The sequence below is a fragment of the Mesorhizobium sp. B2-6-4 genome (genome assembly GCF_006441495.1).
Taxonomy (GTDB): domain Bacteria; phylum Pseudomonadota; class Alphaproteobacteria; order Rhizobiales; family Rhizobiaceae; genus Mesorhizobium.
In genome coordinates, this window is record NZ_VFUE01000009.1 from 31,536 (window position 1) to 46,471 (window position 14,936).

General features: G+C 61.5%; 15 protein-coding genes. 14 read left to right on the top strand and 1 reads right to left on the bottom strand.

All coding sequences use genetic code 11. The features are described from left to right. The first annotated feature begins 22 nt into the window (after positions 1–22). The 6 genes from FJ426_RS13925 to FJ426_RS13950 all read left to right on the top strand — a co-directional run bounded on the left by FJ426_RS13925 (position 23) and on the right by FJ426_RS13950 (position 5,075). The gene (locus FJ426_RS13925; RefSeq protein ID WP_140560483.1) at positions 23–1,252 is read left to right on the top strand and encodes an ABC transporter substrate-binding protein; all 1,230 of its coding nucleotides are present in this window, start codon (positions 23–25) and stop codon (positions 1,250–1,252) included. 21 nt (positions 1,253–1,273) lie between these two features. After that, the gene (locus FJ426_RS13930) at positions 1,274–2,245 is read left to right on the top strand and encodes a YVTN family beta-propeller repeat protein (protein ID WP_140524705.1); all 972 of its coding nucleotides are present in this window, start codon (positions 1,274–1,276) and stop codon (positions 2,243–2,245) included. Positions 2,246–2,274: 29 nt separating this feature from the next. Continuing rightward, the gene (locus FJ426_RS13935) at positions 2,275–2,718 is read left to right on the top strand and encodes a hypothetical protein (RefSeq protein WP_140498197.1); all 444 of its coding nucleotides are present in this window, start codon (positions 2,275–2,277) and stop codon (positions 2,716–2,718) included. A 70-nt stretch (positions 2,719–2,788) separates the two neighbouring features. After that, positions 2,789–3,577, top strand: a complete 789-nt coding sequence (locus tag FJ426_RS13940; RefSeq protein WP_140560482.1) for an ATP-binding cassette domain-containing protein — start codon at positions 2,789–2,791, stop codon at positions 3,575–3,577. Positions 3,578–3,588: 11 nt separating this feature from the next. Continuing rightward, complete coding sequence (locus FJ426_RS13945; protein WP_181167204.1) at positions 3,589–4,449, top strand: ABC transporter permease; 861 nt, start codon at positions 3,589–3,591, stop codon at positions 4,447–4,449. After that, the gene (locus FJ426_RS13950; protein ID WP_140524706.1) at positions 4,449–5,075 is read left to right on the top strand and encodes a hypothetical protein; all 627 of its coding nucleotides are present in this window, start codon (positions 4,449–4,451) and stop codon (positions 5,073–5,075) included. The genes FJ426_RS13945 and FJ426_RS13950 overlap by 1 nt, the downstream gene beginning before the upstream one ends. A 101-nt stretch (positions 5,076–5,176) precedes the next feature. Here FJ426_RS13950 and FJ426_RS13955 read toward each other — a convergent pair whose 3' ends face one another. After that, positions 5,177–6,109: a LysR family transcriptional regulator gene (locus FJ426_RS13955; RefSeq protein WP_140498205.1), complete on the bottom strand. Its 933-nt coding sequence runs from the start codon at positions 6,107–6,109 to the stop codon at positions 5,177–5,179. 124 nt (positions 6,110–6,233) lie between these two features. Here FJ426_RS13955 and FJ426_RS13960 point away from each other — a divergent pair, with 124 nt between their 5' ends. The 8 genes from FJ426_RS13960 to rpe all read left to right on the top strand — a co-directional run bounded on the left by FJ426_RS13960 (position 6,234) and on the right by rpe (position 14,934). After that, positions 6,234–7,280: a class 1 fructose-bisphosphatase gene (locus FJ426_RS13960; protein ID WP_140515144.1), complete on the top strand. Its 1,047-nt coding sequence runs from the start codon at positions 6,234–6,236 to the stop codon at positions 7,278–7,280. Between the two features lie 8 nt (positions 7,281–7,288). After that, entirely contained in the window at positions 7,289–8,161 is an 873-nt protein-coding gene (locus FJ426_RS13965; protein WP_140498210.1) for a phosphoribulokinase, read from the top strand. A 10-nt stretch (positions 8,162–8,171) separates the two neighbouring features. Beyond that, positions 8,172–10,181, top strand: a complete 2,010-nt coding sequence (tkt, locus tag FJ426_RS13970) for a transketolase (RefSeq protein ID WP_140560480.1) — start codon at positions 8,172–8,174, stop codon at positions 10,179–10,181. An 11-nt stretch (positions 10,182–10,192) separates the two neighbouring features. Next, positions 10,193–11,272 carry a class II fructose-bisphosphate aldolase gene (fba, locus tag FJ426_RS13975; RefSeq protein ID WP_140515142.1) on the top strand — a complete coding sequence of 360 codons (1,080 nt, stop codon included), beginning with the start codon at positions 10,193–10,195 and terminating at the stop codon, positions 11,270–11,272. A 21-nt stretch (positions 11,273–11,293) separates the two neighbouring features. Then, the gene (locus tag FJ426_RS13980) at positions 11,294–12,787 is read left to right on the top strand and encodes a ribulose-bisphosphate carboxylase large subunit (RefSeq protein ID WP_140498217.1); all 1,494 of its coding nucleotides are present in this window, start codon (positions 11,294–11,296) and stop codon (positions 12,785–12,787) included. Between the two features lie 18 nt (positions 12,788–12,805). Beyond that, entirely contained in the window at positions 12,806–13,240 is a 435-nt protein-coding gene (locus tag FJ426_RS13985) for a ribulose bisphosphate carboxylase small subunit (protein ID WP_140498220.1), read from the top strand. 7 nt (positions 13,241–13,247) lie between these two features. Then, the gene (gene cbbX / locus FJ426_RS13990) at positions 13,248–14,186 is read left to right on the top strand and encodes a CbbX protein (protein ID WP_140557415.1); all 939 of its coding nucleotides are present in this window, start codon (positions 13,248–13,250) and stop codon (positions 14,184–14,186) included. Between the two features lie 61 nt (positions 14,187–14,247). Next, the gene (gene rpe, locus FJ426_RS13995) at positions 14,248–14,934 is read left to right on the top strand and encodes a ribulose-phosphate 3-epimerase (protein ID WP_140515139.1); all 687 of its coding nucleotides are present in this window, start codon (positions 14,248–14,250) and stop codon (positions 14,932–14,934) included. Positions 14,935–14,936 lie beyond the last annotated feature (2 nt).

The window sequence follows — 14,936 nt, forward strand, 5'->3', positions numbered from 1 at the left end:
CAAGAATGGGTAATTACTATCGATGACGAGCGCGGTGCCGGGCACTCTCGCCGCCTTTTTGTGCTTTTTTTCCCTGACCGTCAACGCTCCGGGCGCGATAGCCCAGGAAGCGGCGGCGAAGCCGGAAAAAAAGGTCACTGAAATCAAGATAGGGTATTTGCGGGCCTACGCGCCGCAATTGACGCTTTCCATGCTCGACCTGCCGCCGCGTGATGAAGGTGTCGCCGGCGCCACTGTGGCAATCGGCGATAACAACACCACCGGAAAATTCACCGACCAGAAATTCAGCCTCGACGTGACCGAGATCAAACCCGAAGCCGACGCGGTTCAGGCATTCGAGGACCTGATCGCCAAAGGTGACCACTATGTCGTCGCAGACCTCTCGGCCAAACAATTGCTGTCGATCGCCGATATAGCCCGCGACAAGGGCGTGCTGATCTTCAACATCGGTGCCACCGACGATAGCCTGCGCGAGGAGGACTGCCGCATCAATGTTTTTCATATCGCGCCGACGCGCAGCATGCTTGCCGATGCGCTGGCGCAGTATCTCATGGTGAAGAAGTGGCCGAATTGGGTGCTGCTCTACGGCTCGCATGAGCAGGACCATCTCTACGCCGACGCGTTGCGCCGCGCGGCAACCCGTTTCGGCGGCCAGATCGTCGCCGAGAAGGAATTCAAGGACACCGGCACGGCCAGGCGTACCGACACCGGCGCCACGCAGATACAGCAGCAGATTTCCGTATTCACGCAGGATCTGCCGGAGCACGACATTGTGCTTGTCGCCGACGAAAGCCAGGTGTTTGGCACCTACGTGCCCTACCGCACCTGGACGCCGCGGCTGGTCGCCGGCACGGCCGGGCTTGTTGCATCGTCGTGGCATCCCGCCAGCGAGCAATGGGGCGGCATCCAGATGCAGAGCCGCTTCCTGAAGACGACGGGCCGGCGGATGCTTTCCAAGGACATGTCGGCGTGGACAGCAGTGCGTGGCGTCGGCGAAGCCACCACGCGCACCAAAGGCGACGATGCCAAAAAGATCAGTGACTACATCCGGTCGGGCGATTTCTCGGTTGCCGCCTTCAAGGGACAGAAGCTCACCTTCCGCAAATGGAACCTCCAGCTTCGCCAGCCGATCCTGCTTGGCGACACCAAGTCGGTCGTTTCGACATCACCGCAGGAGGGCTATCTCCACCAATTCTCCGAACTCGATACGCTTGGTATCGATCAGCCGGAAACGAAATGCGTTCTCAAGTAGGGCCAAAGGGGAGGAATTTGCGTGCAGACACGAGCTTGTGCATTCGCCATTCTCGCGGCCGGCCTCACGGCCAGCCCGGCATCGGCCTATACGGCCTACGTTTCCAACGAGAAGGACAACACGATGACGGTCGTCGACACGGCCACCATGCAAGTGGTGAAGACCGTCGAGGTCGGCCAGAGGCCACGCGGCATCACCATCTCGCATGACGGCAAATTCGTTTATCTTTGCGCCAGTGATGACGACACGGTCGAAATCATCGACACCGCGACGCTGCAAATCGTCGGCACGCTGCCATCTGGCCCCGATCCCGAATTGTTCGTGCTCTCGCCTGACGGCAAGACGCTCTATGTCGCCAATGAGGACGACAACCTCGTCACCGCCATCGACGTCGAGAGCAAGCAGGTCATGGCCGAGATTCCAGTCGGCGTGGAACCGGAAGGCATGGGTATCAGCCCTGATGGCAAGACCATGGTCAACACCTCGGAAACCACCAGCATGGCGCATTTCATCGACACTGGCACCCACGATGTAACCGATAACGTGCTGGTCGACACGCGCCCGCGCTTTGCCGAATTCAAGCCGGACGGCTCGCAGGTCTGGGTCAGCGCCGAAGTGGGCGGCACCGTCAGCGTCATCGATAACGCCAAACGCGAAGTGGTGAAGAAGATCCAGTTCGCGATTCAGGGATTGCGGGCTGAGACCATCCAGCCGGTAGGCATCGCCATCAGCGCCGACGGCAAGAAAGCCTATGTCGCGCTCGGCCCGGCGAACCATGTCGCCGTGGTCAATACCGACACCTTCGAGGTCGAGAAATACATCCTCGTCGGCCAACGCGTCTGGCACCTGGCCTTCACACCCGACCAGAAAACGCTGATCACCACGAATGGCAACTCCAACGACATCACGTTCATCGATACGGCGACCGACGAGCCGGTCCAATCGCTCACCGTGGGCCAGCAGCCTTGGGGTGTGGCCATTTCGCCCAAATAGCAGACATTGATCATGGGGAGGATCGCGACATGAAATTTCGCCATAGATTTATCTTCGCCGCGCTCGCCGGATTTGTGCTTGCTCCGATCGGCGCAAGCGCGGATGACGCAACGCCAAAACCATCGCGTGCCAGCAAGAACCTGCCGGAATTGATTATCGGCTCGGCCGATTCCACCTATGCCGTCAATCAGAAGGATTTCGAGCTGATCGCCGGCCAAGGCTATCGCTGGAAGATCACCTCCAAGGGCGGTTTCGAATACAAGTTCGTGACCGACCTGTTCCGCAATGTGTGGATGGACCAGATCGTCATCGACGATCTGGAGGTGCATATGGACGGCGGACCGGCCTGGCTGGAATTCGACGACGCGGGAACGATCCAGGTGCAATTCCACACAGTTCGCCCCGGCGAGTATACCTGGTCGGTTCCCGACCTCGCCGACAAGGGCCTGAAGGGCAAGATCACGATCAAGTGAGACCAAAGGAAATCAGGCGCGCTAGATAGCAGTGCGTCCTGCCAACGCGTCCTGAAGGAGCGATCCGGGCATGCAGCATGTGAGGACAAGCGGACCGGGAGACGAGGCGGCGGCGCTCGACGTCAGTGCCGTCAGCCACTCCTATGGACCGAAGCGGGCACTCAACGAGGTCTCGTTCTCGATCTTGCCGGCGACGTTCACCGTCCTGCTCGGCCTCAACGGGGCCGGCAAGACAACGCTGTTCTCCCTGATCAGCCACCTCTATGACACGCGTCACGGGTCGATCCGCATCTTCGGCCACGACATCCGCAGCGCTTCGGGCGAAGCGCTCAGACGGGTCGGCATCGTGTTCCAGGCGCGCACGCTCGACCTCGATCTCAGCGTCTATCAGAATCTTTCCTACCATGCCTCGCTGCATGGCATTGGCGGACGCGAAGCCCGGCAGCGCATCGCCGCGCTGCTTGACACAGTCGACATGCAGGGCCGCCAGCATGACAAGGCACGCAGCCTCTCCGGCGGTCAGATGCGGCGCATCGAGATCGCCCGGGCGCTGCTTCACCGACCTTCCCTGCTCCTGCTTGACGAAGCGACCGTCGGCCTCGACATCGAGTCGCGTGCTGGCATCCTCGCCACCATCCGCAAGCTCGTCGAAACCGATGGTATCGGCGTGCTCTGGGCCACGCATCTGATCGATGAAGTCAACGATACCGATCATGTCGTCGTGCTGCGGCGGGGTGACCTGGTCGCCAGGGGCAAGGTGTCGGATGTCGTCCAGGCAAATGGAGGAAATTCCATTCGCGATGCCTTTTCGAAGCTCAGCCGCATCGACGCGGCAGGCATGGCGGAGACATCGTCATGAGCGCTCCTGCGATGCCCGGAAAAGTTGTCAGCATCAAACCGGTAGGGTCTGAACCATTCGGCCTCCGCCACTATCTCATTTGCCTGAAAGGCATCGTCCTGCGCGAGTGCCTGCGCTTCCTGCACCAACGCGAACGGTTCATTTCCTCACTGGTGCGGCCGCTCGTCTGGCTGTTCATCTTCGCCGCCGGCTTCCGCCAGGTGCTCGGCGTGTCGATCATCCCTCCTTACAAGACCTATGTGCTCTACGAGGTCTACATCACTCCGGGTCTGTGCGGCATGATCCTGCTGTTTTCCGGCATGCAGTCTTCACTGTCGATGGTCTACGACCGCGAGATGGGCAACATGCGCATCCTGCTGGTCAGCCCATTTCCGCGCTGGTTCCTGCTGGTGTCGAAGATGTTGGCCGGCGTGGCCGTATCGATCGTGCAAGTCTACGCATTTCTGATCGTCGCCTGGTTGTGGGGCGTCAGGGCGCCGCCGCTCGGCTATCTCTACGTGCTGCCGGCACTGTTTCTGTCGGGCATGATGCTTTGCGCGCTCGGCATGCTTTTGTCGTCCATGATCAAGCAGCTCGAAAACTTCGCCGGCATCATGAACTTCGTCATCTTTCCAGGCTATTTCGCGTCGCCGGCGCTGTATCCTTTGTGGCGTATCCAGGAGGCAAGCCCCCTGCTCTACAAGATCTGCCTCGCCAATCCGTTCACCTATGCCGTCGAACTGATCCGCTTCGCCTTCTATGGGCAGATCGACTGGCTGTCGCTGGGCGTCGTCGCCGGTTGCACGCTGTTGTTTCTGGGCGGCGCCATCATTGCGTACGATCCTTCGCGCGGCCTGATGACCCGCAAACAGGACACGGGAGGAAACGGCTGATGGCGCGAATGAGACTTGTGCACACCCTGGTTCTGGTCGCCATGCTTGTCCCGATGGACGCCAGGGCGGCAAACACCGATCCCGACTGGCCTTGCATGCAGCGCAAGGTGCCGCAGCTCTCGCTCGGCCAGATCTGGAATGGGCCGGAGCTTCCCCCGGCGGCGAAGGATTGGTCGAAGGATTCGGGCGTCTCCGCGCTGGTCGAGGCGGTGGCGGCCCGACGGACGCCGATTGCCGAAGCCCAGAAGGAGATCAAGGACTTCGTGGCTTCTCTGCCGGCGGAGCAGGTCGCACCAAAGATGGCGATGCTGGTGCAGGGAATGTTCGATCACATGGACGCCGAGCGTTCGCACGTGATTTCCGGCATTTCCCGCTATGCCCACAAACAGCTCGAAATGGCGGCTGAATTGCGCAAGGAAGCATCCGACGTCGACGCCCTACGTGCCAAAGCCGACGCCGATCCGGACGAAGTCGAACGGCGAACCGACCAGTTGAATTTCGCGACGCGCATTTTCAACGAACGTGTCCAGTCGCTGACCTATGTCTGCGACGTGCCGACGATAATCGAGCAGCGGCTCTATCAATTGTCCAGGACCGTCTCGGAAACGCTCGGTCGGAAGAAATAGACCTTCAGTCGACCTTGCGACGGATTTCACGTCTCTTGGCAGGCGACACGTCCGGCGTCTCGCTCCGGTCGATTCCGAACGCCATCCGTCGGTCATCCCGCTCAGGAATCGGGATAAAGCTTACCGAACAGGGGCAGATACATCGCGCCCTTGCGCATCAGGAAGTCGTTGAACGTAGCCATGGCCGGCGAGATTGCGTGATCGGTTCGTATCACCGAGAACCACTGTCGGCGGATCGGCATGCCGACAACGTCGAGGATGACGAGCCGGCCAGCTTCGGTTTCCGCGGCGATCGTGTGGGCAGAAATGAAGGCGATGCCCAGACCAGCCATCACCGCCTGCTTGATCGTTTCGTTCGAGCCCATCTCGACGCCGAGTTCATCGATGCGGCCAGGCACGTCGCTCAGGAATATTTCCAGCGAGATGCGGGTTCCGGAGCCGGGCTCGCGAATAAGGAAATGCTCCTCGGCAATGCGCTCCTTGGAGATATCGCGTGCCGCCGCCAGCGGGTGTTCGGGCGGTGCGATGATGACCAGCGGGTGGTCGCCGAAGACCGAAGCACGCACCGGGACCTCTTTCGCCGGGCGCCCCATCAGCGCGATGTCGATGTCGTGATTCTTGAGGTTGTCGATCGTCTGGGCACGATTGCCGATGGCAAGCCGCATGTCGATGTCGGGATGTTCCTTCATGAACGCAGCCATCAACCGCGGCGCGAAATACTTGGCGGTGGAAACGACGCCGAGCCTCAAGCTACCCGTACGAACGCCCTTGATGGCGTCGATCTTGTCTTCGAGCAGACCGAGATGCTCCTCGATAGCTTGCGCTGCCTCAACGACGGCCAAACCTGCGGCAGTGGGACGCATGCCGTCCGACGTCCGGTCGAACAGAGCCAGTTGGAATTCTTCCTCCATTTGCCGCAACTGAATTGTCAGTGCTGAAGGAGACAGACCTAACGCCTTGGCCGCACTCACAATTTTTCCGTGCCTGATGATGGCCTGGATGGTCTTGAAATGCTTGAGCGTGAGGTTTCTCATGTCTCATACTAAATTATTTTTAGTACCAACGTAAAGTTATTGAATTTTACTTATCAATTGTCGTTTGTTTTCATTCCCCCGATCCAGCCGATCCGAGGAGACGCGGCTGGATCGGGAGGTTACGATGCCAGCGGCAACGCTCGACGCTTTTCTGAACTCCTATCTCGGCCAGCCGGACGAACTTCGCTCCGCGGTCGTAACGACTGTCCGTCAGCTGACACAGGCCGCCAGCAAGATCCGCAATACCATCAATCAAGGTGTGCTCGGCGCCGCCTTTGCCGGGACTCGTGGCGCCAACGCCGACGGCGATGTCCAGAAGGATCTCGACGTCTTCTCCGACGACATCTTCCTCGACGCCATGCGCCACGCTCCGGTCGCGCTCTACGCTTCCGAGGAGCTGGAGCAGCCGGTCCTGCTCGACAGGCAAGCACCACTCGCCATTGCCATCGACCCGCTCGACGGCTCTTCCAACATCGACACCAACGTGTCGATCGGAACGATCTTCTCGCTCCTGCCCGCAACTGGCGCGCCGGATGCCGATCCGGCCGCCTCTTTTTTGCAGGCGGGCGTGAATCAGCTAGGCGCCGGTTTCTTCATCTATGGGCCGCAGTTGGCGCTCGTCCTGTCGCTCGGCAGCGGTACGCATATCTTCGTCCTGTCGGCCAGGCTCGGCACCTTCGTCCAGGCCTACGAGAGCCGGATCATTCCGCAACGCACCCAGGAGTTCGCCATCAACGCCGCCAACTACCGGCACTGGGACGAGGCCGTGCGGCTCTATGTCGACGACTGCCTGGAGGGCACCGAAGGACCGCGAGAGAAGGATTTCAACATGCGCTGGATCGCCTCCCTGGTCGCCGACTGCTACCGCATATTGATGCGCGGCGGCGTGTTTCTCTACCCCGGCGACCGGCGCAAGGGCTACGGTCAGGGACGGCTGCGCCTGGTCTACGAGGCCAACCCGATTGCCTATCTCATAGAACAGGCTGCCGGTGCGGCCACCGATACGATCAACCGCATCCTGGACATCGAACCCGACAGCCTGCACCAGCGCGTGCCGATGGTCTTCGGGTCGGCGCGGGAGGTCGCGCGCGTCACCCGCTACCACACCGAGCCGAGCAACATCGGCGAACGAGCGCCGCTGTTCAGCCGCCGTGGCCTCTTCAGAGCCTGAGCAGCACCATGTCAGCCAAGCACCCCATCATCACCATCACCGGCTCGTCGGGCGCCGGCACCACTTCGGTCAAGCGTATCTTCGAGCTGATCTTCCGGCGCGAGAACATCGAGGCCGCGTTCATCGAAGGCGACGCATTCCACCGCTACGACCGCGCCGCGATGAAGGCAAAGGTGGCCGAAGAGGAGAAGGCCGGCAATCCGAACTTCACCCACTTCCATGCCGCGGCCAACGAACTCGGGATTCTCGAAGAGGTGTTCGCGGAATACGGCCGCCGGGGATCCGGAAGAACCCGCACCTACATCCATGACGAGGAAGAGGAAAAGCAGTACGGCACGCCACCGGGAAGCTTTACCGAATGGCGCGAGTTCGGTCCCAGCGACCTGCTCTTCTACGAGGGGCTGCACGGCTGTGTCGTCACCGACACGATCAATTTGGCGAAGCATGCGGATCTCAAGATCGGCGTCGTGCCGGTCATCAATCTCGAATGGATCCAGAAGATCCATCGCGATCGTTCGACACGCGGCTATTCCACCGAGGCGGTGATGGACGTGATCCTGCGCCGGATGCCCGATTATGTCCGCTACATTGTCCCGCAATTCTCGCAGACCGCCATCAATTTCCAGCGCGTGCCGATTGTCGATACGTCCAACCCCTTCATCGCGCGCTGGATTCCGACGCCTGACGAATCGATGCTGGTTATCCGCTTCGCCAATCCGCGCGGCATCGATTTTCCCTATCTGCTGTCGATGATCCACGACTCGTTCATGTCGCGGCCAAATTCCATCGTGGTGCCAGGCAACAAGCTCGACCTTGCCATGCAGCTAATCCTGACGCCCCTCATCCTGCAATTGATCGAACGCAAGAGCCGTGTGTCGTGAGGAGGACGTCATGACCAGCCAAACAGCACTAAAGCCTGCCGCCGCCGCCGTCGTCTCGGAGCTCGACATGGCGAACGCCATTCGCGTGCTGGCGATGGACAGCGTCCAAAAAGCGAATTCGGGACACCCCGGCATGCCGATGGGCATGGCCGATGTCGCAACGGTGCTGTTCAACCGCTTCATCAATATCGATCCTTCCAGGCCGGGCTGGCCCGACCGTGACCGTTTCGTGCTTTCAGCCGGCCATGGCTCGATGCTGCAATACGCGCTGCACTATCTGCTCGGCTATGAAGACATGCAGATCGAGGAGTTGCAGCGGTTTCGGCAACTGGGCAGCCGCACGGCCGGACATCCCGAATATGGCCACGCGCTTGGTGTCGAGACCACCACCGGCCCGCTCGGACAAGGCATTTCCACGGCGGTCGGAATGGCGCTGGCGGAGCGCATGCTTGCTGCCCGCTACGGTGCCGATCTGGTCAACCATCATACCTATGTGATTGCAGGCGACGGCTGCCTGCAGGAAGGCATCAGCCACGAGGCGATCGACCTCGCCGGCCACCTGAAGCTTTCCCGCCTGATCGTGTTCTGGGACGACAATGCGATCTCCATTGACGGGCCAACCTCCCTGTCCACGTCGATGGACCAGCCGGCGCGCTTCAAAGCCGCCGGCTGGGATGTCCAAACGGTCTCCGGCCACGACATGGAAGCTGTCGCCGCGGCTATCGAGGCGGCGCGGCAGTCGGATCGACCGTCGCTGATTGCCTGCCGCACTGTAATCGGCAAGGGCGCCCCCAATCTCGGCGGTTCGGAGAAGACGCATGGCGCGCCGCTGGGCGAAGCAGAGATCGCTGCGACCCGCGAGAACATCGGCTGGACCTTCGCGCCGTTCGAGGTGCCGGACGACGTGCTTTTCGCCTGGCGCGAAATTGCCGGCCGCGGCGAAGCGATGCGGGGCGCGTGGGAGCAGCGGCTTGCCGCCTCGCCGCAGCGAGAGGCCCTCGAGAACGCGGTCGCCGCCAGACTGCCCGACGCGGTCTTCGAAGCGCTCGATGCCTTTCGCCGAGAGCATGTCGAGAAGGCAACCAAGGTGGCAACGCGAAAAGCTTCCGAAATGGCGCTGGAGGTCATCAACGGCGCCACGGAATTGACCGTCGGCGGCTCGGCCGATCTGACGCACTCGAATCTGACGATCACCAAGGGCATGAACCGCATTGCGCCGAGCGACTATGCCGGCCGCTATATTCACTACGGCATTCGTGAACACGGCATGGCCGCCGCCATGAACGGCATCGCATTGCATGGAGGCTTCGTGCCCTATGGCGGTACGTTCCTCTGCTTCGCGGACTATGCGCGTGGTGCGATACGGCTCTCATCGCTCATGGGCCAGCGCGTCATCTACGTGATGACGCATGATTCCATCGGCCTCGGCGAGGATGGCCCGACGCATCAGCCGGTCGAGCACCTGGCGATGCTGCGTGCCACGCCGAACCTCAATGTCTTTCGCCCAGCGGATATCATCGAAACGGCGGAATGCTGGGAACTTGCGCTGAAGAGCAGGGATCGGCCGAGCGTGCTGGTGCTGTCGCGCCAGAACCTGCCGATGCTGCGTGAGGCGCACAGCGATGCGAACCGCTCCAGCCAGGGCGCATACATCCTACGCGAACCAGCCAGGCACCGCGCCGTCACCCTGATCGCAACCGGCTCGGAGGTCGAGATCGCGGTTGCCGCCGCCGAAAGGCTGGAGACCGAGCATGGCGTCGCCGCCGCGGTCGTCTCGATGCCTTGCTGGGAGCTTTTCGAGGAGCAGGAAAACGCCACCCGCAAGGCTGTTCTCGGCTCCGCGCCGCGCGTCGCGGTCGAAGCGGCAGCCCGGCTGGGCTGGGACCGCTGGGTCGGCGAGACGGGCGCTGTCGTCGGCATGGCCGGCTTCGGCGCCAGCGCCCCTGCCCCCGATCTCTACCGCCATTTCAACATAACATCCGAAGCGGTTGCCGCGGCCGCGCTGAAGCTCATCGTCTAGGAGGACCCACAATGGCCCGCATCACCCTTCGCCAGCTTCTCGACCATGCCGCCGAGCACGGCTACGGCGTGCCTGCATTCAACATCAACAACATGGAACAGGGCCTCGCAATCATGGAGGCGGCCAAAGCCTGCGACGCACCTGTCATCATCCAGGCCTCACGTGGCGCCCGGTCCTACGCCAACGACGTCATGCTGGCCAAAATGATGGAGGCATTGACTGAAATGCATCCGACCATTCCGCTGTGCATCCATCAGGACCACGGCAACGACGAGGCCACCTGCCTTTCCGCGATCCGCCACGGCTTCACCTCGGTGATGATGGACGGATCCCTGATGGCAGATGCCAAGACGCCGGCAAGCTATGCCTACAACGTCGCCGTAACCGAACGCGTCACACGCATGGCGCATTGGGTCGGGGCTTCCGTCGAAGGCGAACTGGGCGTGCTCGGATCGCTGGAAACCGGCCAGGGCGAGGCCGAGGATGGCCACGGCGCCGAGGGCGCACTCTCCCACGACCAACTCTTGACCGACCCCGATCAGGCGGTCGACTTCGTGGCCGCAACCCAGGTGGACGCGCTGGCGATCGCCTGCGGCACCTCGCACGGCGCTTACAAATTTACCCGCAAGCCGGACGGCGACATCCTGGCCATGCAGGTGATCGAGGCGATCCACGAGAAGCTGCCCAACACGCATCTGGTCATGCACGGCTCTTCCTCGGTGCCACAGGAACTGCAGGACATCATCAACAAATATGGCGGCGAGATGCCCCAGACCTTTGGCGTCCCGGTGGAGGAGATCGAGCGCGGCATCCGCTACGGCGTGCGTAAGGTCAACATCGACACCGATTGCCGCATGGCCATGGCCGGGCAGTTCCGCCGCGTCGCGACGGAGAATCCGCGCGAGTTCGATCCCCGAAAATTCCTGAAGCCCGCCATGGACGCCTTGCACGATCTTTGCCGAGACCGCTTCGAGCGTTTCGGCACGGCGTCCAACGCCTCGAAGATCAAGGTCATCGCCATGGACGAGATGGCCAAACGCTATGCCGCGGGAAAACTCGCGCCCCATATCGCAACCGCGAAAGCCGCCTGAGCAACAAACAGGAGACCTGTCATGAACAAGATCGATATGCTGCCAGCGGGTACGCTCAAGGAAGGCAAGGAACGCTACAAGTCAGGGGTCATCCCTTACAAGAAGATGGGCTACTGGGAGCCGGACTACAGGCCCAAGGAGACCGATCTGATCGCGATGTTCCGGATCACGCCGCAACCCGGCGTCGACCACGAGGAGGCAGCGGCCGCCATCGCCGGTGAATCCTCAACCGCGACTTGGACCGTGGTGTGGACCGACAGGCTGACAGCGTGCGAGCTCTACCGCGCCAAGGCGTTCAGATCCGAGCCGGTTCCAAACACCGGTCCCGGCACCAAGACCGAGCAACAGTACTTCGCCTACATCGCCTACGACCTCGACCTGTTCGAGCCGGGCTCGATCGCCAACCTGACCGCATCGATCATCGGCAACGTGTTCGGCTTCAAGGCGGTCAAGGCGCTGCGACTGGAAGACATGCGTATCCCGGTCGCGTATCTCAAAACCTTCCAGGGACCCGCAACCGGCATCGTGGTGGAGCGTGAGCGGCTCGACAAGTTTGGCCGTCCGCTGCTCGGCGCGACGACGAAGCCGAAGCTCGGCCTGTCAGGCCGCAACTATGGCCGCGTCGTTTACGAGGCGCTGAAGGGCGGCCTCGACTTCGTCAAGGACGACGAAAACATCAACTCGCAGCCCTTCATGCACTGGCGCGACCGCTTCCTCTACTGCATGGAGGCGGTGAACAAGGCTTCAGCTGCCACTGGCGAGGTCAAGGGCCACTATCTCAACGTCACCGCCGGCACGATGGAGGAGATGTACGAGCGCGCCGAATTCGCCAAACAGCTTGGCTCCTGCATCATCATGATCGATCTCGTCATCGGCTACACGGCGATCCAGTCGATGGCCAAGTGGGCACGCCGCAACGACATGATCCTGCACCTGCACCGCGCCGGCAATTCGACCTATTCGCGCCAGAAGAACCACGGCATGAATTTTCGCGTCATCTGCAAATGGATGCGCATGGCCGGCGTCGACCATATCCACGCCGGCACTGTGGTCGGCAAGCTGGAAGGCGACCCGCTCATGATCAAGGGGTTTTATGACACGCTGCGCGAGGAGCGCACGCCGCAGAATCTCGAGACCGGGCTGTTCTTCGATCAGGACTGGGCCTCGCTCAACAAGGTGATGCCCGTCGCCTCGGGCGGTATCCATGCCGGCCAGATGCACCAGTTGATCCATTATCTCGGCGAGGACGTCATCCTGCAGTTCGGTGGCGGCACGATCGGCCATCCCGACGGCATCCAGGCGGGCGCGACGGCCAATCGCGTTGCATTGGAAGCGATGATCCTGGCCCGCAACGAGGGACGCGATTATTTGCGCGAAGGGACCAAAATCCTCGAACAGGCGGCCAAATGGTGCACGCCGCTGAAGGCTGCCCTGGAGACCTGGAAGGATGTCACCTTCAACTATGAATCGACCGACACGGCCGATTTCGTGCCAACCGCAACGCCCAGCTTCTAGAAGAAAGGAACCGTCGCCATGATGACCAATCCGGGAAACAAGGTCACGCAGGGACAGTTCTCGTTCCTGCCCGACCTGACCGATGAGCAGATTTCGGCGCAGATCAAATATGCGCTGAAGAACCACTGGGCCGTCAGCGTCGAGTACACGGACGATCCGCATCCGCGAAACACCTATTGGGAAATGTACGGCAACCCGATGTTCGATTTGAGAGACCCGGCGGGCATCCTGCTCGAAGTCAACGCTTGCCGGAAAGCCTGTCCGAACATGTATGTCCGGGTAACCGCCTTCGATTCGACCAAGGGATGGGAAGCGCCGCGCATGTCGTTCATCGTCAACCGGCCACCCAGCGAACCCGGGTTCCGGCTGCTGCGCCAGGAGCGTGACGGCCGCAGCCAGGGTTATTCGATCGTGCCTTATGCGACCGACAGGCCCGAGGGCGAGCGGAGCTAGCTGAGCCATGCTGGACACGATAGCAAAGGGCGCTGGCGCTCAGGACGAATCGGTTGATCTGCAGGCCGAGTTCGAAGCGTCCAACATCGACGAGGTGATGGACAAGCTCGATCGCGAACTCATTGGCCTGAAGCCAATCAAGAACCGCATCCGCGAGATCGCGGCTCTTCTCCTGGTCGACCGGCTTCGCCGCAAGTTCGGGCTGACCTCGGGCGCACCGACGCTGCATATGAACTTTACGGGAAATCCGGGCACGGGCAAGACCACCGTGGCGCTGAGGATGGCCGAAATCCTGCATCGACTCGGCTATGTCCGCGAAGGCCACCTGGTCGCGGTGACGCGCGACGATCTCGTCGGCCAGTATGTGGGCCACACCGCACCCAAGACGCGCGACGTGATCAAGCGTGCCATGGGCGGCGTGCTTTTCATCGACGAGGCCTATTACCTCTACAAGCCCGAGAACGAACGCGACTACGGCCAGGAATCGATCGAGATCCTGCTGCAATGCATGGAAAATAATCGTGACGACCTGGTCGTGATCCTTGCCGGCTACAAGAACAAGATGGATCGTTTCTTCGACAGCAATCCCGGCATGCGTTCGCGCATCGCCCACCACCTCGATTTTCCCGACTACGGCGTCAGCGAGCTGAAATCGATCGCCGAGATCATGCTGGCGGAGCAGAATTATCGCCTCAGCGAGGCGGCCGCCCAGGCCCTCGAAGAGTATCTTCCGATCCGAATGAGGCTGCCGCATTTCTCCAACGCGCGCTCGGTGCGCAATGGGCTGGACCGGGCGCGGCTTCGCCAGGCCAATCGGCTTTTCGCATCGCGAAGCCGTGCCCTGACCAAGGCAGACCTTATTACCATCGAGGAATCCGATATCCGCGGCAGCCGCGTATTCGCGGAAGGGAAGCTCGAAGGCGAACCGGAGACGAAGACGCGCTGAGGGCGAAGCCGGCTGGCGGGCGGCGACCCGACACGGAAGACAGAAATTGGAGACGACGACCATGGTCACCAGGACAATCATCGCGCCCTCCGTGCTTTCCGCGGATTTCTCGCGGCTCGGCGACGAGGTCGAAGCTGTCGTTCAGGCGGGCGCCGACTGGATCCATCTCGACGTGATGGACGGGCATTTCGTGCCCAACATCACCTTCGGTCCGCCGGTCATCAAGGCGATCCGTGGTCGAACGGACAAGATCTTCGACTGCCATCTGATGATCGCGCCGGCCGACCCCTATCTGGCCGCCTTCGCCGATGCCGGTTGCGACATCATCACGGTGCATGCCGAGACTGGACCGCATCTCGACCGCTCATTGCAGGCGATCAGGAATCTTGGCAAGAAGGCCGGGGTGTCGCTCAATCCGTCGACGCCGGAGAGTGTCATCGAGTATGTGCTCGACCGGCTCGATCTGGTGCTGCTGATGACGGTCAATCCAGGCTTCGGCGGCCAGGCTTTCATTTCAGCGGTCGTCGAGAAAGTCAGACGGATCAAGGCTTTGGTTGGCCATCGCCCGATTGACATCGAGATCGACGGCGGAGTCACGGCCGAGACCGCCCCGCTGGTCACCGCGGCTGGCGCCAACGTACTGGTCGCCGGTTCGGCTGTATTCAAGGGAGGCACCGAGGCAGCCTATCGTGCCAATATCGGCGCCATCAGACAGGCGGCCGATGGCGCGATCCGGAAAGCCGCGTAAAC